This is a genomic window from Streptomyces sp. NPDC087270, assembly GCF_044744625.1.
Lineage (GTDB): Bacteria > Actinomycetota > Actinomycetes > Streptomycetales > Streptomycetaceae > Actinacidiphila.
The window spans coordinates 122,689-143,669 of sequence record NZ_JBIUYR010000020.1; the positions used below are offsets into that span (position 1 = coordinate 122,689).

Here is a 20,981-nt window from a genome sequence, read left to right on the forward strand (position 1 = left end):
CACCCCCCCCGCCCCGGTGGCCGCGGCCCCCCCCCGGGGGGGGGCGGGGGGGCGCCCCCCCCCCCCCCGGGGGGGGGGGGGGCGGGCCCCCCCCGGGGGGGCGGGGCCGCCCCACCGCCGGTTGCCGGTGCCGGGGCGCGTACGCAGCCGGAGGTCACCCGATCCAGGGTGCGAGGCCGGCCTGGACGGCGTCCGCGGTGGCCGGGCCGGCCCAGGCGACGTAGCCGTCGGGGCGGACCAGGACGGCATCCGTCGCCGCGCCGCCGTTGCCGTCGCCGCCGCCATCGGTGGGAGGGGTGCGACGGGCCACCACCAGGCGGTCCTTGCGGTCGGCGAGGCCCGGCAGCAGGTCGGCCGGGTCGTCGTCCGCCGGGCGGGTGTCCGCGGCGGCGCCGGCTGCCGCGGCTGCGGGAAGGGCCAGGACGAACCGCCCCTCGCGCAGCAGCTCGTAGAGCCGGCCCGCGTCCAGCTCCAGATCCGGGGCGCGCCTGCCGACGTCGCGACCGGCGCCGCGGGGGGCGGGATACGAGTAGCCGATGCCGGTGATCTCGCCGACGGCCTGCCGCGTCACCGGCCGGACGTGGGTGACCACGAGTTTCCGCAGCGTGCGCAGCGCGACCTCCAGCGGATTGTGCGCCATCGCCAGCCGCAGGTTCAGGCCGCTGGTGCGCAGGACGGCCCGGCCGATCGGGTGGCGCTCGCTGTGGTAGCTGTCCAGGAGGGTGTCGTCGCCCCAGCCGCCGAGCACCGCGGCGAGTTTCCAGCCGAGGTTGGCGGCGTCTTGAAGGCCGGTGTTCATGCCCTGGCCGCCGGCCGGCGAGTGCTGGTGGGCGGCGTCCCCCGCGAGGAACACCCGGCCCACCCGGTACCGCGGCACCTGGCGTTCGTCGCTGTGGAACCGGGAGAGCCAGCGCGGGTCGTGCATGCCGTAGTCGCTGCCGAAGGCCCGCTCGATGATCGACCGCAGCTCCTCGAACTCCAGCGGGGAGTCGTCCGGTTGGCCCCGGTGGGCGCGGTCCCAGCCGCCGACCCGCCACCAGCCGTCGCCGAACGGGGCGATGAAGCCGAACGCGTCGCCGGTGCCGTGCACGCGGACCACCAGTTCGGGCTCCTCGGTGAACTTCACGTCGGCGAGCGCGACCGACCGTATGACGACCTTGCCGGGGAAGGGCAGCCCCAACGCCTCGCGCACCGCGCTGCGTACGCCGTCGGCGCCCACGAGGTAGGCGGCGCGCACCGTCGTCTCCCCGCGGGCCCCGCCGGTGCCGGTGTCGCGGCCGGGGTCGGCATCGGCATCGGTGTCGGCATCGGTGTCGGTGTCGGTGTCGCGCACCGAGACGGTCACCCCGTCGGCGTCCTGCGTCAGGCCGTGGACCTCGGTGCCGTAGCGGATCGTGGCGCCCTGCTCCAACGCCCGGCGCAGCAGCAGCTTTTCCACCTCGTACTGCGGGGTGACCAGCAGGAACGGGAACCGCGAGGGCAGTTGGCCGATGTCGAACGGTATGGCGCCGAACAGCCTCAGCTCCCGGATGACCTGTCCGGTGGGGACCAGCTCGTCCGCCAGGCCCCGGGCGTCGAGGAGTTCGAGGGTACGGGCGTGGACGCCGAAGGCCCGGGTGAGGTTGCTGACGCCTTCCGGGCGCCGTTCGAGGACCACCACGTGCACGCCGGCAGCCGCGAGGTCGCCCGCGAGCAGCAGCCCGCTCGGGCCGGCGCCGGCCACCACGACCGTGCGGGAGGGCGGTTCGGCCGCACCCGTGCCGGTGCGGTGCCGAGGTTCCTGGGACATGCGCGACTCGCTTCCTGAAGAGAAGACGGGGCAACGCGTGCCGGCCCGGAGTCGGCGGTGCGGCGGGAGCGCGGCGGGCACCGCGGGCTCCGCGGAACAGGGGGCGCGGGGCCGGCTCGCGACACGTCTCATCCTGCTCCGCGTCTGTGAACCCCGTGCTGCGACGGCATGTCAGCCCCCGGGCTCCGGGTACGGGCCACCACGGGCTGCCGGTCTCGGCGCGGGTCCCTTCGCAGCCGCCTACCGTGCCGCCCGGCGGGCCGCGGCCAAGTCGGTGACCAGGAGCTCCTCGACGGGGACCGAAGGGTCCGAGTACTGGCCCGACAGGCAGACCGGCCCGTGGTAACCGAGCTCGGCCAGTACCTCCAGCGCGGTGGCCCAGTTGGCGAGCCCCTCCTCGCCGGGAACGAACCAGGTGCGCCAGCGGTCGCCGGTGGAGGAGCGGCCGGCTTCCACCGGGGCGTAAATGGCGTTCTTGAGGTTGACGATGCCCAGCCGGTCGGCCGCCAGCGGCAGGGTGACCCTCGGGTCGTCGCCGGCCAGCGCGTCGTGAGCGGCGTCCCAGACCAGCCTGAAGTGCGCGGAGGGCAGGCCGTCGAGGAGGGCCAGCACCCCGAGCGTGGACGAGACGTAGCTCCCGTGGTGAGGCTGCACACCGACCTGCACGGAATACCGCTCGGCGAGCGGCGCCGCCGCTTCGAGCCAGGCGCGTGCGCGGTGTGCGGACGCCGCGTAGCCGTCCGGGCCGAGTGCTGCCATCACCCGGATCATGGGGACTCCCGCGGCGGCGCACGCCGCGAAGAAGGACTCGTCGAGGTCACCGGCGACGCTGATCACTTCGACGCCGTCGTCCTTCAACCGCTGGGTGAGCCTGGGCAGTTCCCGCTCGGCCACGGCAGGCGTCACATACGAGGTGTCCCGCACGGGCACCTCGGCGCCGGCGAAGCCCAAGCCGGCGACGAGGGGTCCCAGCCGGTCTCCGGGGAGTTCGGACCAGGGTTTGGTGAAGACGGACCACAGGAATGTCATGGTTCAGCGGCCTCCGAGTCCGCTCATGGTGATGCTCGTCGTGGGAGGGACCAGCGCCGTCGCCGGCCCGGAAGGCGGCCCTGTTCAGCCCGGAAGGCGGCCCTGTTCGGCCGGGACGGCGGCCTTGTTCAGCCCGGACAGCGGTCCCGTTCGGCCGGGACGGCGGCCCTGTTCGGCCCGGACGGCGGTCCCGTTCGGCCGGGACGGCGGCCCTGTTCGGCCCGGACGGCGGTCCGGGCCGGGTCACCCGCGGCTCAGGGCTTTCGCTTCGGCGCGGATGCGCTCCTCGTCGACCTCCACGCCGAGCCCGGGCGCGGTGGGCACGGTCGCTGTGGCCGCGGTGACGGACAGCCCTTCGACGTAGAGGTCGGCGAGCAGTTCCGGGCCGTTCAGCTCGGCCGGCAGGGCCAGCTCCAGCTGGCTGAACAGGTGCAGCGCCGCGGCGAACCCGATGCCGCAGTCGGTCAGACCGCTGCCGAGCACTTCGAGCCCGTTGGCCGCGGCGAGTTGCGCGGTCTTGAGGGCGTTGCGGATGCCGCCGGACTTGCAGATCTTGACCACCACCAGATCCGCGGCATCCAGGCGCAGGCACCTGGCCAGGTCCCGTGCGGTGAAACACCCCTCGTCGATGGCGACCGGCAGAGCGGTCATCTGCCGCAGCCGCCGCATGCCGAGCGTGTCCGTGCTCGGCACGGGCTGCTCCACGCAGTGCAGGGTCGAGACGTCCCGGAGCCGGTCCAGGAGACGCAGCAGCCCGGTGGGACGGTAGGACTGGTTGGCATCCAGCCAGATCGGCTTGTCGCCGGCCACGCCCGCCACGGCCGTGACCGCCGCGGCGTCGGCGACGGGGTCACCGGCGATCTTCACCTTGTACGCGCCGTAGGCGCGGGACTCCTGGGCGTGGGAGCGGACGGCGGCGGGTTCACCGACTCCGATGGCCGAGCAGAGCGGTATCTCGTCCCGCACCTTGCCCCCCAGCAGGGCGTGGACCGGTTGGCCGGCCAGTTTGCCCGCGGCGTCGTGCAGGGCGATGTCCACCGCGGCCCGCGCGAAGGGGAAGCCGTTGGACACCGACGGGCTGAGCCGGCGTGCGGCCCGGGCGTGGAACAACTCCACGTCGAAGGGCGTGAGTTCCAGCAGGATGGGGGTCAGCTCGCGCTCGATCACCGAGCGGATCGTCTCCGCCGTCTCGTAGCTCCAGCTCGGCAGGGCTCGCTGCTCGCCCCAGCCGCTGACGCCGTCCTCGGTCGTCAGTTTCACGAAGACGACCGAACCCGCCTGGCCGGGGCCGCCGACGGCTCCGCTGCCGAGCACGAAGGGGCGGGCGAAGGGGACGGCGACGGTGAAGACGTCAACCGCCGTGATTCGGGACATGGAGGTCGAACCTTTCGCATCGGGTGCCGGGCACGCGGATGTGCGGACGCGGTACGGTCCGGCGGCCGGCCGGGGACGACTCAGGCCGCGGTGGACCACGCCGCCGGGTCGACCCAGGACGGACCGCGGGCGCCGCTTTCCCACCACGCGGCGACATCGGCCATGACGTAGCCGGTCAGCGCGAGGTGGCCCTCCACCGTGTCGCCCGCGACGTGCGGGGTGAGCAGGAGGTTCGGGCAGCTCAGCGTGTCCGCGTCGAGCACCGGGGGCTCCGCGTCGTAGACATCGAGGGCGGCGAGCAGCCGGCCCGCGCGGGCCTGCTCGATCAGCGCGGACTGGTCGACGGCCGGGCCCCGGGAGGAGTTGACGACGATCGCGCCGTCGGGCATGGCTTCGATGAGCGTGCGGCTCACCATTCCCTCGGTCGCGGGCAGGTTCGGCACGTGGACGGAGACGACGGGACAACTCAGCGCCTCTTCGAGCGAGGTCGTGCGCACGCCGAGCCGCCGGGCCCGCTCCTCGTCGAGGTAGGGGTCGTACACCGCGATGTCGCACTGGAAGGGCGCCAGCAGGGTGATCAAGGCCCGGGCCGTCGAGCTGGCGCCCAGGATGCCCACCCGGCGGTGGGCGAGTTCATGGCCCCGCAGCCGCGGCTGTGTCCAGCCGCCGGCCCGCACCGCGGCGTCCAGCTGCGGAAGCCGCCGGGCGAGGGTGAGCATGGCCCCGAGGCAGTATTCGCCCACCGACCACGCGATCCGGCTCGCCGCCGAGAAGACGGCGACGCCCTGGTCGAGGACCTCCCGGTCGAGGAGCTTCTTCACGGTGCCGGCCGCGTGGGCCACCACGCGCGGGCCGTCCGCGCCGGCCCAGATCGACCGGTCCAGGTGGGGCGTACCCCAACCCGTCAGCAGCACGTCGCTGCCGACGGCGAGCCGGGCGACCTCGGCACCGCTCATCCGCGCGCCGCCCCAGACCACTTCGTAGCTCCCCTCGATCTCGCGGCGGAGCTCCTGCCCGCACACGTCGTCAACGCGCTGCGGTGTCATGGCTACGGCCAGTTTCAGCAACCTGAACTCCTGGATGTGGGATGCCTCGTGTTACCGGGCACGAGCCTAGGAAGGCCCACTCATGCGCGTCCAAGGCCGATTTCGCATCGCCCGATACCGTGACGGTATGAACTACTCACTTCAGCAGCTCCGCGGCTTCGTCGCGGTGGCGGAGGAGCAGCACTTCGGCCGCGCCGCGGTTCGCCTCAACATGACCCAGCCACCGCTGACCCGGCAGATACAGGCCCTCGAACGCACCCTGGGAGTCACCCTGTTCGAGCGCGGCGGCCGGGGCACGCGGCTGACGGCCGCCGGGGCGGTCTTCCTCGACCACTGCCGCCGGGTGCTCGCCCTGCTGGAGGCGGCGCCGGCCGCGACGCGGCGCGCCGCCGACGGGAGCGGCGGTACCCTCCGCCTGGCCTTCACCTCGATCGGCGCCTATGCCGTACTGGCCGACATGCTGAAGCTGGCGGACGCCCATCTTCCCGACGCGGCGGTCGAACTCACCGAACTCGCCAGCCCCGACCAGTTCACCGCCCTGTCGGAACTGCGCATCGACATGGGACTGGTACGCCCACCGATCCCGGAGCAGTACGAGTCGGTCCTGGTGCACACGGAGGACCTGGTGCTCGCGGTCCCCGCCGGCCACCCGCTCGCCGCGGCGGGACCGGTCCTCCTGGCCGACGTCACGCACGAGTACATCGGCTACAGCCCCGAGGGCTCCCGCTACCTCCATGACGTCTGCGCCGCGCTGATCGGCGTCGACCGCTATGCCGTCAGCCAGTTGACCTCACAGGTGCCGACCATGCTGGCACTCGTGAGGGCGGGCCTCGGCTGCGCGCTGGTGCCGCGCTCGATCATGGCGATGGGGGTACACGGCGTCCGCTACCGCGACCTCGCCCCGGCCGACGCCCACTCCGTCACCTTGCACGCCTGCTGGAGCCCGGACAGCCCCAATCCCGTGCTGCGCCGCCTGGCCGACGTCCTGCGCACATCCGGCTCCGGCCTGCCGGCCCTGCCCGACGCGCGCGGCAGCGAGCGGACCGCGAGCGCGTAGCTGCCAGGACCGGGCAGCCGCACCCGGGCGATGCCGACCCGGGCGGCGGCGAGCAGTTCCCCGGCGTCGGCGAAGCGGGCCCGCGCCCTGCCCGGCTACAGCGCCCGGTGCGGGGAGCGGCGCACGGCGAGGACCGCGAGGTCGTCCTGCTGTACCCCCGCGGCGAAGGAACGCGCGTCGTCGACGAGCGAGCTGGTGAGCCGATCGGCGGTGATGTCGGTGCGCCCGCTGAGGCGCGCCTCCAGCGGGTAGAAGGCGCCGTCGGGCGAACGGGCCTCGGTCAGACCGTCGGTGCACAGCAGCAGCGTCGCCCCGGCGGGGAAGGCGAACCAGGCCACCGTGCGCGGCTCGTCGACCAGCTTCGCCAGACCGAGCGGCACATGCTCCGTTCCCACGCCGACGGCGGTGACGTCGCCGGCGTGCAGCAGATACGGCGGGATGTGGCCGCACGAGACGACCTGGGTGTCGACGGCCCCGTCCACCCCCAGGACGAGCGCGGTGACGAACCGTTCCGGCTCGCCGCGCCCGAGCGCGTCGTCGTTGTGGCGGACCACCGCCCCTTCGAGGGCGTCGACGAGCGAGGTCACCGTCGGCTCGCGGTGCGCGGCCTCGCGGAAGGCGCCCACCACGTCGATGGCCATGCCGATGGCGGGCAGTCCCTTCCCCTGGACGTCCCCGATCAGCACCCGGGTGCCCCAAGGGGTGGCGGCCACGTCGTAGATGTCGCCCCCGACGAGCTTGTCCTGCTGCAGCGGCTCGTACACGCCGTCCACGAGGACGTCGTCGGTGAGCATCGGCAGCGGCCGCAGGATCTGCCGCTGCATCGCGGCCGCGGTCGACCGCAGCCGTACCAGTTCCGCCTCGCGGCTGATCCGCGCGCGGGAGGCGTAGACGGCCAGCGCGCCGAACGCGACGGCGAACAGCGAGAGGACCACCCGGTCGACGATCCGCCCCGTGGGTTGCAGGGCCACCGGGACGATGACGATGGCGCAGACCCAGGTGGAGACCATTGCGGTCTGGCGCGGGCTGCACCGCGCGGCGGCGAACGCCGGCAGGAACACCAGCAGGCCGAGAACGAGTACCGCGGTACCGGTCAGCAGGACGAGGGCGACCGCCACCGCCGTCGACACCACCGTCGTCAGTACGACATTGCGGGTGGGCGGGGTGCCGATGGGGGAGTCCTCGTCGCTGTCCGTCAGTCCTCGTGTCGAGGGCGGCGCTGCGCGGAGCAGACGGGACATGCGCGGTTCCTCCAGCGGCGATCGCGGCGAGCCGGTGGCGAGTCCCGCACCCGGCAGCAGACAGACCGCCCGATCATTCCCTCCCGCCGACCGCCCGTCGGAAGGCTGGCCGCGACCGCGCCGAAATGGGCCCGTACGGGTGGCGGCACCGCTGTCCGGGTGGCCGGTACGCGCGCGGGCCGGCACCGTACCGCCGGGTCGCCGGCCGCGTCATGCGCGCGCCCGCAGGCGCCCCGGACGCGCCGCCTGCCGGGGGCGCGTCCGTGACACCTGCGGGACGGGGCCTACGCCGCGGGAGCCGCACCCCGGGGGACGCGGCCCACGCGAGCAGCGGTGGTCAGACCGTGCAGCCGGCGCACAGCGTCGTGTCGCAGCAGCTGAACGACCACTCCCAGCTCTGGGCGATCATGCCGCCGTGTGCGACGTCGGCGATGTCGATGGAGCTGACGGGGCTGGAGTCGGGCGTCCCGGTGGGGGTGTACTCCTTCCAGGAGCGCACGACGTCGTTGTCCATGTCCATGTGTCGACCCTTTCTGAGGCGGGCCACGCCGCGGGAGCCGCACCGTTGCGGTGCGGCCCCCGGCCGGCGGTGGTGATCCCGGCAGCGGTGATCAGTGGATGGAGCAGTCGGAGCAGAGCGTCGTGTCGCAGCAGCTGAACGACCACTGCCAGCTCTGGGCGATCATGCCGCCGTGTGCGACGTCGGCGATGTCGATGGAGCTGACGGGGCTGGAGTCGGGCGTCCCGGTGGGGGTGTATTCCTTCCAGGAGCGCACGACGTCGTTGGCCAAGTCCATGTGTCGACCCTTTCGTTCGTTTCTCTGGTGGTGCCGGATGTGGTGCCGCAACATCGCCGGGAACTCCCGGCGGATGCGCGCTTGCCGAGCCGCGGGCCCAGGACGGGGACCGTCCGCGGATCTCAAACCGGTGGAGGAGGCGCCAACAGCAGGACGGGGGCCACCTGTTCGGGCGCGGCGATCCGCAGCAGCCCGTGGCCGATCCCGGCCAGACCGGTCATCAGCCCTGGCGTCGCGATGCCGCCCGGCGTTCCGCAGACCGGCCCGTCCCGCTCGATCTGCGCCACCGCGGCCGACGCCTCCCGGGACCAGGCGAGCTGAACCGCGGTGTGGTGTGCGCCGCCCGCGCCGCCCGCGCCGTCCGCGCTGCCCGCGCTGCCCGCGCTGACCGACGCCCCCAACGTCCTTGCCGTGGAGAGCAGTTCGAGGTTCCCCAACGCGCCATGGCACAGGCTGTGGTTGCGGTGCCGGCCGAACCGGGCGGTGCTGTCCAGCGCGCGCCGCAGGTCCGCGAGGTTCGCCACGAAGCCGGGTGCCTCGGGGACCCGCGGGTACGCGTGCAGGACCGCGGCCCTGGCCAGGCCGACACCGGGCGCCCCGTGGCACCAGGAGTGCTGGCTGCTCGGCTCCGCCTTGCGGTGATCCGGCCAGTTGCCCGACCGCGCGTCGTACGCGCCGCGTTCGTAGCCGAACGCGCGCAGGCCCGTGGCGCGGGCACCCCCGTCACCGGTCCGCGCGGCGTACGACAGCAGGGCCCAGCCGGCGCCCGCGGCACCGTGGGAGAAACCGAGCAGCGGGCGGTGCGCCGTCCCCGGCCACCCGACACCGTCGCCGACCGGCACCGCGCCGGCGACGAGCGCCTCGGCGCAGCGTTCGGCCAGCCGGTGCGCGGCCGGCCGGTACGCCGCCCATCCGTGATCGGCCGACAGGGCCTCGGCCACCGCGAGGCAGCCCGCGGTGCCACTGATGACGTCGTGGGCGACGTCCTGCGACACGCGCTCCCGGGCCAGTTCGAGCAGCGGCGCGACAAGAGCGCGCGCGGACGCGTCGCCGAGCAGCGCGGAAGAGCAGGCGAGCGCGTACGCCACCCCGCTCATGCCGGTGAACGCCCCCACGATCGCCTCGGCTTCGTGCGCACCGCCGGCGTCGAGCACCTCCGCCGCGTAACCCGCGACCGGGCCGAGTGCTCCCCGGGCGAGGTCGGCGTGGCGGGGCTCGCCCGTGACGTGGGCGAGCTGCGCCAGGAACAGGGCGATGCCCGCGTAGCCGTTGTACAGATCGACGCCCAGCGGCCGCACCGACCAGCGCGACTCCTGCCACAGGTCGAGCCCGAGCCAGCCGAGCCGCCCCCCGCTCGCGTACGCCGACGCTTCGAGGCGGTCCGCGACGGCCCGCGCGGCGGCCAACGCCCGCTCGGACAGGTCCGGTGGCAGGAGGCCCTGATCGGGCAGGGCCCGGCCGGACCCGGCGGCGTCGCCCGACTGTCCGGGCTCGGCGCCGCTCGTACGCGTGGCCAGGTGCGCCGAGACGATCCACCGCTGGTCGTCCAGGTCGCGCCCGCCCATCCCGGCCAGGGTGCGCCCGACCAGGGCCGCGCCGGATTCCGGCAGCAGGTCCGCGAGGACCGCGCCGCCGGCCGTGCGCACGTCACGGGAATCGGCGCGGGCGGTGAACAGCGGGACGTCGCCCGCCCACAGATCGGCCACCTCGTGCCGGACCAGCCGGGCGCGGGCCGGATCGGCCGCCGCCCTGGCCCACAGCACGCCGAACACCTGGTCCCGGTCGAGCGCGTCGCGCAGCACGTCCGGGTGCGTGGTCTCGGCGAGCAGCGTGGCGTACTCGTGGGTGGGCCGCGGGATGACACGCGCGAGGTCGCCCGCGAAGGGGGCCAACGGCCCGTCCGGCGCGAGCGGTTCGCCGGACGAGGCGGGCCCCTCGCGCGACGCGCGTGCCTCACGCGTCGGCAACGGCCTTCCTGGGTACAGCAGTTCGCCGCGTCCCGCGGCGATCGCCGCGTATCCCTCGCGGTAACCGTCCAGCAGCGGGCCCGCGTACCGCACCGCGTCCAGGTCCGCGCCGTCCAGCCGGGGCCGGTTGTGGACGCTGCCGAGGACGGGCTGGACCCGGTCCAGGCGCATCGCGTCGGTGCCCGCCCCGGTCCAGTCCACCACCCGGTACGGCAGCGCCGCGTCCTCGTCGCCCCCCATGCCGCCCGCGTCGAACGCCTGCCCGTCGGCGCCGACCACGACGGAGGGCAGCAGGCCGACCCGGCCCACCGACTCGCGGTACGCCGTCACCGCCGGGTCGCCGTCCAGGGTCGCGCTGCCGTAGGAGCGGGGCAGGTCGGCGCAGAACAGCGATTCGAGGTCGATCGGGACGGGCTGGTCGCCGACGGCGATCAGGTTCTCGAAGTGGAAGTCGACGCCGCCCAGGCTGTGCAGGAGCGCGAGCAGCGCGCCCTGGCGGTGGAAGTAGCGGGTCGCGGCGGCACCGTCCGCGCAGGGCGCCGGCGCGACGAACTCGACCCAGCCGTGCTCCCCGCGGTCGACGACGGTCAGGGTCCGCAGCCGGGACGGGCCCGGCAGCCGCCTGTTGTACCAGTCGATCACGTCGTTGAAGTGGCGGTGCATGCTCAGCGGCCGGGGCTTGTAGACCGCCCGGGCGCCCGAGGCGAAGGTGGCGACGCCCACCGAACGGCCGCCACTGTGCGTGTCGCCCTTGGCCAGTTCGACGCGGGCGAGGGGGCCCGGGTCGGCGCCGCCGAACAGCCGGCGCACCAGCTCCGGCCGGTCCTGGACGAGCCGCTGGAGGAACTCCGCGTGGACGGCGGCCACTTGCCCGGCCGTGGCGATCATCAGACGGGCCAGCACGGCGTACTCGTCGAGCAGTTCGGCGAGCGGCGCGGGGCGGCGGAAGTGCCGGACGAAGGACCAGAAGCGCTCCTCGGGCGCGTCGCCGTCGAGCCGGCCGGTGACGCGCAGGACGTTCAGTTCGAGCACGAGCACCCGGCTGGCGAGGCGTACGAGACGGCGGGTGACCTCGCCGCGCGCGGCGTCCCTGACCGCCGCGCGGTCCGCGGCGCTTGACGGGCCGATGTTGTCGGTCGCGGCGTCGAACCGGCGCAGCGACTCGTGCACGAACGGCTCGACGACGAGGGCGAAGCCGCGCTGCCAGCCGCCGAGTTGGCCTGTTTCCTGTTGGCCTGCTCCGTGTTGGCTTCCGCCGTGTCGGGTTCCGCCGTGTCGGCTTCCGTCGGGGGCCGGAGGGCCGGCCGGTGCCTTCGCGCCGTGGTCTCCCGTCACCGACGCCGCCACCCGTTCGACGTCCAGGGCCCACGCGGGCTTGGCCACGCGCTGCGCGAGGCGCTCGGGCGGTTCGGCCAGCAGTGTCCTGAGCTGCCGGGGCGTACCGCCGTACTCGCCCGTCTGGCGGTCGAGCGCGTCCGCGGCGAGGTCGGCGAAGGCGTCGCGCCAGCGCCGCAGCCGGATGTCGGCCACGGCCGCGGCGTCGTCGCTCTCGGCGTCCCCGTCCTCGGCCGGACCCGCGTCGTCGGCCTCCGGCCACCCGGTGGCGGAGCGCTCGTCGAGGCGGAGCGCCCGGACCCACCAGGCCCCGGTCAGGGCCGGCCGGCCGCGACGCTCCCAGGGCATGGCGAGCGGGCGGGCAGCGGTCGGCCGGGTCTTCGACGCCATGGGGGCCTCCCTCGTCGCGGTCGGGTAGCTGCCATGAGTCGACCGCGGCTGCCGTCGCACCGCATGCGCGTTCACCACCCACATTCGCGCGTGCGCGCCGGGGCGCGGTCCGGCCGCCGCCGGTCGCGGCCGTCAAGTGCGCCGGGTGAGCTGGAACTTGGGTGCTCAGCACGCATGTCCGTGCCGCGGGCCGCTGCGATCGTCGATCTCGGTCGCGCCGGTCCGGCGCCGGTCCGGTACCCGGCCGGAACCGACGTGCCGCGCCGCGACCCACCCGCACGAACGGACGTCGCCGGGTTCACGCGACGAGGGAGGAGGGCCTGGTGCCGACAGTCGACGAGAACGGGCGGAAGCTCCTCGCCCCCGCCCGCCCGGCACCGACCGCCGGCAGGTCGAGCGGTGGTCTGCCGAGTCGTGCCCTGCCGAGCGGTGCCCTGCCGGTTCGTCGAAGGCCGCCGGTCGCTGGACGGCCACTGGTCCTCGAACGGCCACTGGTCCTCGAACCGCCGCCGGTTCTCGAACGGCCGCCGGTTCTCGAACGGCCTCTGGCGACCGGGCAGTTGACGGTGCCGGCCCGGGTCGGCACCGCTCCGCGGCCAGCTGACGCGCGGTACGGGGCGCCGCTCCTTCGCGCCGCGCCGGAAAGCGTCACGTCCGCCCTTCCCCTGGAGGAACAGCCATGAGCCTCCCCCCGTTCGCGCGTCGCCTCCTTCCGGCCCGGCGGGTCCCGCTGCGCGTCCAGCTGACCAGGACCGAGTGCGGCGCCGCGTGCCTGGCGATGGTGCTCAGCTTCCACGGCCGGCAGACGTCGGTGCCCGAGAGCCGCGCCCGCCTGGAGATGGGGCGCGACGGGGTCTCCGCCGGCGAGATCGCGCGCGCCGCCGAGACGTTCGGGCTGCGGGTGACGGTGGACACCTCCGACGACGCGTGGGCGCGACCGCAGAGCGGGCCGACGATCGCGTACCTGTCCCGCCACCACTTCGTCGTGGTGGCGAAGGTGTCGCGCTCGCACGTCTGGATCGCCGACCCCGGCGCCGGGCGGCGCCGGCTGCCCCGCGCCGAGTTCGCCGAGGGCTACGGCGGGGTGCTGCTCCGCTTCGTACCGGGCCCGGACTTCGCCCACCGCCGGTCGGCGGTCCGCGACCTGCCGATGGTGCGCTACCTGCGGCAGTTCGTCGCCATGCCGGGCGGGCGGCGCCGGCTCGCGCTCGCCGCGCTGCTCGCCGCCGGCCTGCAGGGGCTGGGGCTGGCCGCGCCGATGGCGACCAGGGCCATCGTGGACTCGGTCATCCCCGGCCACCGCGTGGGCTCGCTCGGCTTCTTCTTCGTGGCCGCGGTGGGCGTCGCGGTGCTGTGCGGGGTGCTCGCCGCGGCCCGCGGCCTGGCGATGCTCGCCCTGCGGGTGCGCGGGGACCAGCGGCTGAGCCGGGAGTTCGTGACGCATCTGTTCGCCCTGCCGCTCGGCTTCTTCGGCGACCGCGGGCGGGGCGACCTGCTGATGCGCCTGGCGAGCGTGTCGTCGACCCGGGAGGCGCTGACCCAGCAACTGCTCACCACCGTCCTCGACGGCTGCCTGCTCTCCGGGTACGTCATCGGCCTGCTGGTGACCGCGCCGCTGTTCGCCGTGGCCGTGGTCCCGCTGTTCGTGCTCCAACTCGCCGTCGTCACGGGCAGCTACCGCAAGACGCGGATTCTCGCGCAGCGGGAGCTGGCGGCCAAGACCGAGGAGCAGGGCTACCTCGTGGAGGCCCTCGAAGCGATCAGCGCGCTGAAGGCCAACGGCGTGGAGCGGCGTGCCACCGCCCGCTGGGAGCGGCTGTTCACGACGTACCAGACGGCCAGCGCGCACCGCGGCCGATGGACCGCCTGGCTGACCGGCGCCCAGAAGGGCCTGAGCATGTTCGGGCCGCTGGCGCTGCTCTGGCTGGGGGCGTGGCTGGTGCTCACCCACCGGATGAGCGTCGGCACCATGCTCGCCGACAACGCGATCGCGCTGTCCGTCCTCAGCCCCATCGAGACGTTCGCCAACTCCGGCCAGATGTACCAGGGCATCAGGGCGCAGGTCGAGCGGGTCTTCGACGTCCTGGACGCCCCGCGCGAGCGGTCCGGCACCGTCCGGCTGCCCGCGGCGGCGTCCTCGGCCATCTCCCTGAGCGACGTCGCGTTCCGCTACCCGGGAGGCCGCCGCCCGACGCTGGAGGACATCACCTTCACCGTCGCCGCCGGGCGGAAGACGGCGATCGTCGGCCGGACCGGCTCGGGCAAGAGCACGCTCGGCGGGCTGCTGCTCGGCCTGCACCTGCCCGAGCGCGGCGAGATCCGGCACGACGGTGTCACGCTGGCCGACCTGGACCTGCCGGACCTGCGCGCGCACTGCGGCGCCGTCCTGCAGGACCTGACCCTGTTCGACGGTTCGATCCGGGACAACCTGGTGCTCAGCAGACCGGACGCCGGACTCGACGAGATCGTCAGGGCGGCGCGGCTGGCCGGGCTGCACGACGACGTAGCCGCCCTGCCGATGGGCTACGACACGGCGGTGGGCGAGGGCGGCACCGGGCTGTCGGCGGGCCAGCGCCAGCGGGTCGCGCTCGCCCGCGCGCTGATCCACCGGCCACGGCTGCTGCTGCTCGACGAGGCGACCAGCCACCTCGACCCCGAGACCGAGCGCCGGGTCGACGCGGCGCTCAGCGAACTGTCCATCACCCGCGTCGTCATCTCGCACCGGATCAACGCGGTCCGCAACGCCGACCAGATCATCGCGCTGGAGCGCGGCCGGATCGTCCAGCGCGGCGACCACCGCCGGCTGATCGCGCAACCGGGCGTCTACCGGGATCTGTTCGGCCACGACGAGGCGGCCGGCGCGGACCCAGGCCCGCACCCTGACCTGGCGGTGCCCGCGGGCGGTGCGGCCCCCGACTTGGCGGTGCCCGCGGGCGGTGCGGCCCCCGACTTGGCGGTGCCCGCGGGCGGTGCGGCCCCCGACTTGGCGGTGCCCGCGGGCGGTGCGGCTCCTGACCTGGCGGTGCCCGCTGCTGGTACGGCCCTCGACTTGGCCGCGCCCGCTGCTGGTGCGGCCCCCGATCTGGCGGCCCCCGCCGCCGACCGCCGCGTGGAGGTCACCTCATGAGCATCGACGTGTTCACCTTCGCCGATCCCGACTTCTACCTGCCGCCGTCCGCGGTCGCGGACCGCGCGCCCCACCTGCGGCCGGGGACCGTACCGCCGGACTGGACCGCCGCCAGGACCGGGTGGTGGACCCAGTGGACGCCCGACGGCGGGCGGCGGTTCGAGGCGAGCGACCTGCGCGTCCACGCCTCCGCGCACCCCGAACAGCTCCAGCCCGTGCTGGACGCTTTCGCCGCGGCCTGCTTCGCGCGCGGCATCCCCTTCCGGCACGTCGCGAACCGTAGCGTCCACCGCCATCTGAACCACCCGCGCGGCTCGCGGGCGCAGGCGGGCAGGTTCTGCGTCGCCGCCCCCGCCGACGCGGCCGCCTCGGAGGACCTGCTGCGGGCGCTGCGCACGGCGGCGGTCTTCGAGGCCGGGCCGGCGGGGGCGGCCGAGGCGCAGTACCAGGGCCCGTCGTTCGTACGGTCCGGCCGCGTCCCCTCCCCGGCCGCGTCCGCGATCCGCCCGGACGGCACGCGGGCCACCGAGGACTACCTGATGGACGGCCCCGCGCCCACCCCCGTGCCGCCCGAGGGCTTCGAGGTACGGCGGCTCAAGGCGGCCTCCACCGCCGGATACTCCTACACGGCGCGCAACGTGCTCGACGGCTCCGAGATCTTCGTCAAGCAGGCGTTCCCGCACGCCGGGCCGACCGAGAACGGGGGCACGGCGACCGATCGGCTGCGTGCGGAGTGGCGGGCCCTGACCCTGATCCACAAGGAGGCGCCCGGCCTGTGCCCGCGCCCGCTGGTCTTCGTCGCGGGGCGTCAATACCCTTACCTGCTGGCCGAGTTGGTGGAGGGGGTGCCGCTGACCTCCTGGGTGGTCGCGAACAGCCCGCTGGCCGACCCGGCCGCGTCGGCGGCCGACTGGGCGCGCTACCACCGGCGGGCCGCCGACCTGATGGCCCGGATCGAGCGCGACCTGCACCGCCTGTGGCTCCTCGGCCGGCCGGTGGACCGCGTCGAGGCGCGCGACGTCCTCGTCGACGGTGACGACGGCATCCGGTTGACCGGCGGTTTCGTCGGCGCGGGCATCGGCAGCGGCCCGGACGCCGATAGCGATAGCGATAGCGACGCCGGTGCCGGTTCCGGTTCCGGTTCCGCCCGACGGGGGAGCACGGACGGTCCGGCCGCGACCGCCGCCCGCCTGGGGCTGCTCCTGCTGACGCCGCTGGCGCCCTCGGCCGAGCGGAACCCGGGCGCCTTGGCGCACCTCCTGCGCGACCTCACCGAACGCGGCCCGGTGCCGCCGGAGCTGTGGCGCCGGGCGACCCGCTCGGCCGGATCGTCCGTGACCGCGGCGGCCACCGCCGCGCTCCCCACCCCCGAACAGGTCGACGCCGACGAGCGCAAGGCCCTCACCGAGCTGCGCGACCGCGTCGCGGCGGGCATCGTGGACGCGGCGGCCGACCGTCCCTGGGGCGTCTTCCCCACCGTCCCGCAGGGCTACGAGACCAACACGCTCGGCGTGGCCTACGGCACCGCCGGCGTGGTGCACGCCCTGCGTAAGTCCGGGGTGGACGTCCCCGACCGGATCACCCGGCGGCTGCGCGAGGACGCGCTGGCGCAGGCCGACTCCCTTCCGCCCGGGCTCTGTTCGGGCCTGGCCGGCATCGCCTGGGTGCTGGCCGACCTCGGGCACCTCGACGAGGCGGGCGCCCTGCTCGGCGCGGCGGACCGCCATCCGCTGACCCGCGACTCGGCCACCCTCGCGTGGGGCGCCGCGGGCGTCGCCATGGCGCACCTGGCCCTGTACGGGCACAGCCGCGACGAGCACCACCTCGACCGCGCCCTGGAGTTGACCAGCCTGCCCGAGCGGCCGGCCGCGCTGAGCGCACGGCTCGGCCCGCACGACATGACCGGCCTGTGCTACGGACGCACCGGGATCGCCCACGCGCTCCAGCAGGTGGCGGCCGTCACCGGCGAGGACCGCCTGCGGCGTGACGGCGTACGGCTGCTGCACGCGGAACTCGACCGGGCCCGGGAGTCGGGGACCGGCGAACTCGTCTTCCCGGTCTCCGCGAAGGACCGCAGGGGCATGTACTACCTGCACTGCGGCACCGCCGGCTTCCTCACCGTGGCCGCCCGCCACCTGGCCGCCGCACCGGACGAGCGGCTGGCGCTGGCCGTACCGAAGCTCGTGGCGAAGTCGTCGATCACGTACGTGGCGCACGCCGGGCTCTTCCAGGGGCTGGCGGGACTGGGGTTCGCCCTGGCCGAGTGCGGCCGACTGCTCGACGACGAGCGGGCGCGGGCCGCCTCGTGGAAGTCGGCGCGCACCCTGTTCGCCCACGCGCGGCCCAGCGGCGACGGCGTCCGCTTCCTCGGGGACCTGCGGCTGCGCCACAGCTGCGAGTTGTGGAGCGGCGCGTCCGGTGTCCTGCTCTTCCTCTCCCACCTCCTCGACCAGCGCCCCGACCCGCTCTTCAGCGTCGACTCCCTCGCGCGCGGCGCCGGTTCACCGTCCCCCGCCCGCCGCGCCGGCCGCCCGGCCCCCGCCGCCCGCCGCGCCGTCACGCCGGCCCCGGCGCGCACCCCCCAGATGTCCGCCCGTCACCCGACGGCGCGGAGACCGTGAAGACCCGACAGATCAGGAGAGACCCATGAGCCAGGTGCTGGACCTCCAGGAGATGGAAATCCCGGCCCCCGACCAGCAGCAGGAGGTAGAGGGCAGCTACTTCATCTGCAGCGACGCCAGCTGGTTCCTCTGCGCGTGAGGCACTGCGCGTGAGGCACTGCCGGGGCGGCGCGTCCGTGACACGCGTCGCCCCGGCCCCCCGCGGGGCGGCCGGCCGCCCCGGCCCCCCCGCGGGGCGGCCCCCTGCTCACCCACGTCCGGGAAACGCGAGGCAGCGATGATCGAACAGACCTATGCGATGGCCGACCCCGACTACTACCGGCCCGTCGAGACGCTCGCGGACCGCGGCCGGGAGTACGCCCCGTCGAAGGTCCCGGACGGCTGGCAGTCCTTCGACCACTACCTGTGGCGGTCCTGGGGGCGCAAGGGCCGGCCGATGCCCGACCAGGGCTGGAAGGTGCACGTCTCGGCCCGCGCCGACCGGATCGCCGACGTCCTCGACGTGGTCGCCGACGAGTGCTTCGCGCGCGGCATCCCCTTCAAGCACGTCGCGGCGACGCGTTTCGTGCTGCTGCTGCAGCACAAGCACGCCTCCCGCACGCAGAGCGGCAAACTCGTGGTCGCCTACCCGGCCGACGAACGGGCCGCCCGGACGCTGATGAGCGCGCTCGCCGCGCGACTGGAGTCCGAGCAGGGGCAGTTCATCCTCACCGACCGCCGCTTCGGCGACTCCCAGGTGGTCCACTACCGCTACGGCTCCTTCACGCCCCGGCGCCGGCTCCAGCCGGACGGCACCGGCACGCCGGTGCTGCGGGACGGTCGCGGCCGGATCGTCACCGACCGCCGCGAGCCGAGGTTCCACCTGCCCGAGGGGATCACCGACCCGTTCGCGCCGGACAGCGCGCCCGACGACACGGGGACCGACTTCCACGGCTTCGCCTTCGACCACGCCGTCCGGCACAGCAACGGCGGCGGGACCTACGCCGGCCGCGAACTCGCCACCGGCCGGAAGGTCTTCATCAAGGAGGCCCGCGACCACACCGGGCTCTCCTGGGACGGCCTGACCGCCGTCGAGCGCACCCGCCGCGAGTGGGACACCCTGCGGGCGCTGCACGACGCGCACCCCGGGATCTGCCCCGAGCCGATCGCGTACTTCCGCGAGTGGGAACACGAGTTCCTGGTCACCGAGTTCATCGAGGGCATGACGCTCAACTCCTGGGTGGTCGCCCGCAGCCCGGTGACCCAGGTGGAGGCGCGGCGGCCGGACTTCGACCGGTACACCGCCGACTGCCAGGCGGTCGTCGCGTCGCTCACGGAGCAGGTGCGGGTCCTGCACGCGCTGGGGTACCTCTTCGGCGACGTCAGCCCCGGCAACGTCCTGGTCGGCGACGGCGACCAGCCGCGCCTGGTGGACTTCGAGGCGGCGCGCGGGCTGCGGGACAAGGGCGTCTCGGTGGCCACCGACGGATACGCGCCCCCCGCCCACCTGGTGCGGGACGACCCGGCGGTCCAGGACGACTACGGCATCTCGGCGCTGGTCCGGCTGATGCTCGGCCCGACCTTCGCCACGGCCGACCGCTACCCCCGCTCGCTGGAGCACCTGCGGGCCGACCTCCAGGACCGGATGGCCGTGCCCCCGGCGCTGTGGGAGCGCGCGGTCCGCTACCACCCGGCCGACGGCCCGGAACTGCTGCCGGGCCCGCGGGAGGTGGCGGCCGACCCGGTACGCCACCTCCGCGACCTGCGCGACAAGGTCGCGGACGCCCTGACCTCGATGGCCGACCCGGACCGCGCGGACACCCTCTTCCCGACCATCCCCGACGGGTATGCCAGCAACACCGTGTGCGTCGCCTACGGTTCCGCGGGCGTCCTGCACGCGCTGCGGCACAGCGGCGTCACCGTGCACGAGGACCTCGTCGCACGCTTCCGCCGCGACGCGCTGGCCACCGCCGGGAGCCTGCCGCCGGGGCTGCACGTCGGGCTGGCCGGCGTCGCCTGGGTGCTGGCCGACCACGGGTACCTCGACGAGGCGCGCGACCTGCTCGCCGCCGCGACCGAGCACCCGCTGACCGGCCGGCGGGCCGGCTTCGCCGAAGGAGCGGCCGGGGTGGCGATGACCCACCTGTCGCTCTTCGAGCACACCGGCGACCACCGGCACGTCGACACCGCCGAGCGCCTGCTGTCCGCACTGCCGGCGGACGGGGAACTGGCCGGACTGCTGGCGCCCGACGACCCGACCGGATGGCTGCACGGCAGGTGCGGCATCGCCTGGGCGCTCCACCCGCTCGCCGCGGTCACCGGGGACACCGGCCATCTTGACCGCGGAGTGCGGCTGCTGCACCACGAGTTGGACCGGGCGATGCCCGCCGGCTCGGCGTCGCCGCACTTCCCGCTCTCCGCCACCGACCGCCGGTCGATGCCGTACCTGTTCAGCGGCACCGCCGGAATCCTGCGCGCGGTCTGCCGCTACACCACCGTCTGCGACGACGAGCGCCTCGCCGCCGTCGAGAGCGACCTCCTGCCGCGGCTGCGCACCACCTACACGGTCATGCCGGGCCTGTACCAGGGCCTGGCCGGGCTGGGCTTCGCGCTCGCCGACCACGCGGCCGTCAGCGGCGACGAGGCGTCCGCCCGCTCGGCGCTGCGCACCGCCCGGGCCCTGTTCAAGTACGCCGTCCCCGGCGCCACCGGCGTCCGGTTCCACGGCGAGAAGCTCAAGCGGTTCAGCGCGGACCTGTGGAGCGGCGGCGCGGGCGTCCTGCTCTTCCTCGACCAGGTGCTCGGCGCGGGCCAGGACCGGCTGTTCAGCCTCGACCGGCTGAGCGCGCGCCACCGCGCGGCCGCTACGGCACCGGCCGCCACCGACGCCCGCGCCGCCGACGGCACGGGACACCACCGACCCGACCCCTCCCACGGAAAGAGCGGACCATGGACCAAGTGATCGCCCTGCAGAGCCTCCCCGACGCACCCCGGCACGACCCCGCCCCCGAGAACGGGGAGATCGCGATCTCCGAGCTGAGCTTCGCGATCTGCGGACCGTTCCCCAGCGAGTTCAGCCTCAGCGTCTGCATCTGAGCCCCCGCCCGCGCCCCCCGTTATGCCCGCGCCCGGGCCCGCCCCCGTTCCGCCCGTGCCCGCGCCCCCGTCGCGGGCCCGGCCGGACGGCCGGTGGACCCTGTGCGGCACCGGAGGCTCGGCCACTTGGCGG

The 20,981-nt window shown here is 74.8% G+C and carries 14 protein-coding genes; 6 read left to right on the forward strand and 8 right to left on the reverse strand.

Features of this window, described 5'->3' with window-relative positions; all coding sequences use genetic code 11:
• Window positions 1–154 precede the first annotated feature (154 nt).
• From ACIPAE_RS32375 to ACIPAE_RS32390, 4 genes are all read right to left on the reverse strand, one after another.
• Window positions 155–1,789: an FAD-dependent monooxygenase gene (locus tag ACIPAE_RS32375; RefSeq protein WP_402450136.1), complete on the reverse strand. Its 1,635-nt coding sequence runs from the start codon at window positions 1,787–1,789 to the stop codon at window positions 155–157.
• Between the two features lie 240 nt (window positions 1,790–2,029).
• Entirely contained in the window at window positions 2,030–2,818 is a 789-nt protein-coding gene (locus tag ACIPAE_RS32380) for a sugar phosphate isomerase/epimerase family protein (protein ID WP_402450140.1), read from the reverse strand.
• A gap of 243 nt (window positions 2,819–3,061) precedes the next feature.
• Window positions 3,062–4,192: a mandelate racemase/muconate lactonizing enzyme family protein gene (locus ACIPAE_RS32385; protein ID WP_402450143.1), complete on the reverse strand. Its 1,131-nt coding sequence runs from the start codon at window positions 4,190–4,192 to the stop codon at window positions 3,062–3,064.
• Window positions 4,193–4,272: 80 nt separating this feature from the next.
• Window positions 4,273–5,238 carry a hydroxyacid dehydrogenase gene (locus tag ACIPAE_RS32390; protein ID WP_366413500.1) on the reverse strand — a complete coding sequence of 322 codons (966 nt, stop codon included), beginning with the start codon at window positions 5,236–5,238 and terminating at the stop codon, window positions 4,273–4,275.
• A 127-nt stretch (window positions 5,239–5,365) separates the two neighbouring features.
• Between ACIPAE_RS32390 and ACIPAE_RS32395 the strand changes: the two genes are divergently transcribed.
• Window positions 5,366–6,295, forward strand: coding sequence for a LysR family transcriptional regulator (locus ACIPAE_RS32395; protein WP_402450146.1), 930 nt, complete (start codon window positions 5,366–5,368; stop codon window positions 6,293–6,295).
• Between the two features lie 95 nt (window positions 6,296–6,390).
• Here the strand turns inward: ACIPAE_RS32395 and ACIPAE_RS32400 are convergent, their stop codons facing one another.
• The 4 genes from ACIPAE_RS32400 to ACIPAE_RS32415 form a co-directional block, all read right to left on the reverse strand.
• On the reverse strand, window positions 6,391–7,536 hold the full coding sequence (locus ACIPAE_RS32400) for a PP2C family protein-serine/threonine phosphatase (RefSeq protein WP_402450149.1): 1,146 nt from the start codon (window positions 7,534–7,536) through the stop codon (window positions 6,391–6,393).
• A 337-nt stretch (window positions 7,537–7,873) separates the two neighbouring features.
• Window positions 7,874–8,056: a hypothetical protein gene (locus ACIPAE_RS32405; RefSeq protein ID WP_402450152.1), complete on the reverse strand. Its 183-nt coding sequence runs from the start codon at window positions 8,054–8,056 to the stop codon at window positions 7,874–7,876.
• 91 nt (window positions 8,057–8,147) lie between these two features.
• Window positions 8,148–8,333 carry a hypothetical protein gene (locus ACIPAE_RS32410; RefSeq protein WP_329361961.1) on the reverse strand — a complete coding sequence of 62 codons (186 nt, stop codon included), beginning with the start codon at window positions 8,331–8,333 and terminating at the stop codon, window positions 8,148–8,150.
• A 122-nt stretch (window positions 8,334–8,455) separates the two neighbouring features.
• Window positions 8,456–12,025 carry a type 2 lanthipeptide synthetase LanM family protein gene (locus tag ACIPAE_RS32415; RefSeq protein WP_402450154.1) on the reverse strand — a complete coding sequence of 1,190 codons (3,570 nt, stop codon included), beginning with the start codon at window positions 12,023–12,025 and terminating at the stop codon, window positions 8,456–8,458.
• A gap of 679 nt (window positions 12,026–12,704) precedes the next feature.
• Here ACIPAE_RS32415 and ACIPAE_RS32420 point away from each other — a divergent pair.
• From ACIPAE_RS32420 to ACIPAE_RS32440, 5 genes are all read left to right on the forward strand, one after another.
• Window positions 12,705–15,152, forward strand: a complete 2,448-nt coding sequence (locus ACIPAE_RS32420; RefSeq protein WP_402450157.1) for a peptidase domain-containing ABC transporter — start codon at window positions 12,705–12,707, stop codon at window positions 15,150–15,152.
• On the forward strand, window positions 15,149–17,773 hold the full coding sequence (locus ACIPAE_RS32425; protein WP_402450159.1) for a hypothetical protein: 2,625 nt from the start codon (window positions 15,149–15,151) through the stop codon (window positions 17,771–17,773). The genes ACIPAE_RS32420 and ACIPAE_RS32425 overlap by 4 nt, the downstream gene beginning before the upstream one ends.
• A 25-nt stretch (window positions 17,774–17,798) precedes the next feature.
• Window positions 17,799–17,912 carry a SapB/AmfS family lanthipeptide gene (locus ACIPAE_RS32430; RefSeq protein WP_329361953.1) on the forward strand — a complete coding sequence of 38 codons (114 nt, stop codon included), beginning with the start codon at window positions 17,799–17,801 and terminating at the stop codon, window positions 17,910–17,912.
• 138 nt (window positions 17,913–18,050) lie between these two features.
• Window positions 18,051–20,714, forward strand: a complete 2,664-nt coding sequence (gene lanKC / locus ACIPAE_RS32435; RefSeq protein WP_402450161.1) for a class III lanthionine synthetase LanKC — start codon at window positions 18,051–18,053, stop codon at window positions 20,712–20,714.
• On the forward strand, window positions 20,702–20,848 hold the full coding sequence (locus tag ACIPAE_RS32440) for a hypothetical protein (protein ID WP_329361949.1): 147 nt from the start codon (window positions 20,702–20,704) through the stop codon (window positions 20,846–20,848). Before lanKC ends, ACIPAE_RS32440 begins: the two co-directional genes overlap by 13 nt.
• Window positions 20,849–20,981: the final 133 nt, after the last annotated feature.

Coding starts and splice junctions, on each gene's coding strand:
- ACIPAE_RS32400 (WP_402450149.1), bottom strand. CDS start 7,536: ATGTCCCGTCTGCTCCGCGCAGCGCCGCCCTCGACACGAGGACTGACG.
- ACIPAE_RS32420 (WP_402450157.1), top strand. CDS start 12,705: ATGAGCCTCCCCCCGTTCGCGCGTCGCCTCCTTCCGGCCCGGCGGGTC.
- ACIPAE_RS32410 (WP_329361961.1), bottom strand. CDS start 8,333: ATGGACTTGGCCAACGACGTCGTGCGCTCCTGGAAGGAATACACCCCC.
- ACIPAE_RS32385 (WP_402450143.1), bottom strand. CDS start 4,192: ATGTCCCGAATCACGGCGGTTGACGTCTTCACCGTCGCCGTCCCCTTC.
- lanKC (WP_402450161.1), top strand. CDS start 18,051: ATGATCGAACAGACCTATGCGATGGCCGACCCCGACTACTACCGGCCC.
- ACIPAE_RS32425 (WP_402450159.1), top strand. CDS start 15,149: ATGAGCATCGACGTGTTCACCTTCGCCGATCCCGACTTCTACCTGCCG.
- ACIPAE_RS32440 (WP_329361949.1), top strand. CDS start 20,702: ATGGACCAAGTGATCGCCCTGCAGAGCCTCCCCGACGCACCCCGGCAC.
- ACIPAE_RS32375 (WP_402450136.1), bottom strand. CDS start 1,789: ATGTCCCAGGAACCTCGGCACCGCACCGGCACGGGTGCGGCCGAACCG.
- ACIPAE_RS32430 (WP_329361953.1), top strand. CDS start 17,799: ATGAGCCAGGTGCTGGACCTCCAGGAGATGGAAATCCCGGCCCCCGAC.
- ACIPAE_RS32405 (WP_402450152.1), bottom strand. CDS start 8,056: ATGGACATGGACAACGACGTCGTGCGCTCCTGGAAGGAGTACACCCCC.
- ACIPAE_RS32380 (WP_402450140.1), bottom strand. CDS start 2,818: ATGACATTCCTGTGGTCCGTCTTCACCAAACCCTGGTCCGAACTCCCC.
- ACIPAE_RS32390 (WP_366413500.1), bottom strand. CDS start 5,238: ATGACACCGCAGCGCGTTGACGACGTGTGCGGGCAGGAGCTCCGCCGC.
- ACIPAE_RS32395 (WP_402450146.1), top strand. CDS start 5,366: ATGAACTACTCACTTCAGCAGCTCCGCGGCTTCGTCGCGGTGGCGGAG.
- ACIPAE_RS32415 (WP_402450154.1), bottom strand. CDS start 12,025: ATGGCGTCGAAGACCCGGCCGACCGCTGCCCGCCCGCTCGCCATGCCC.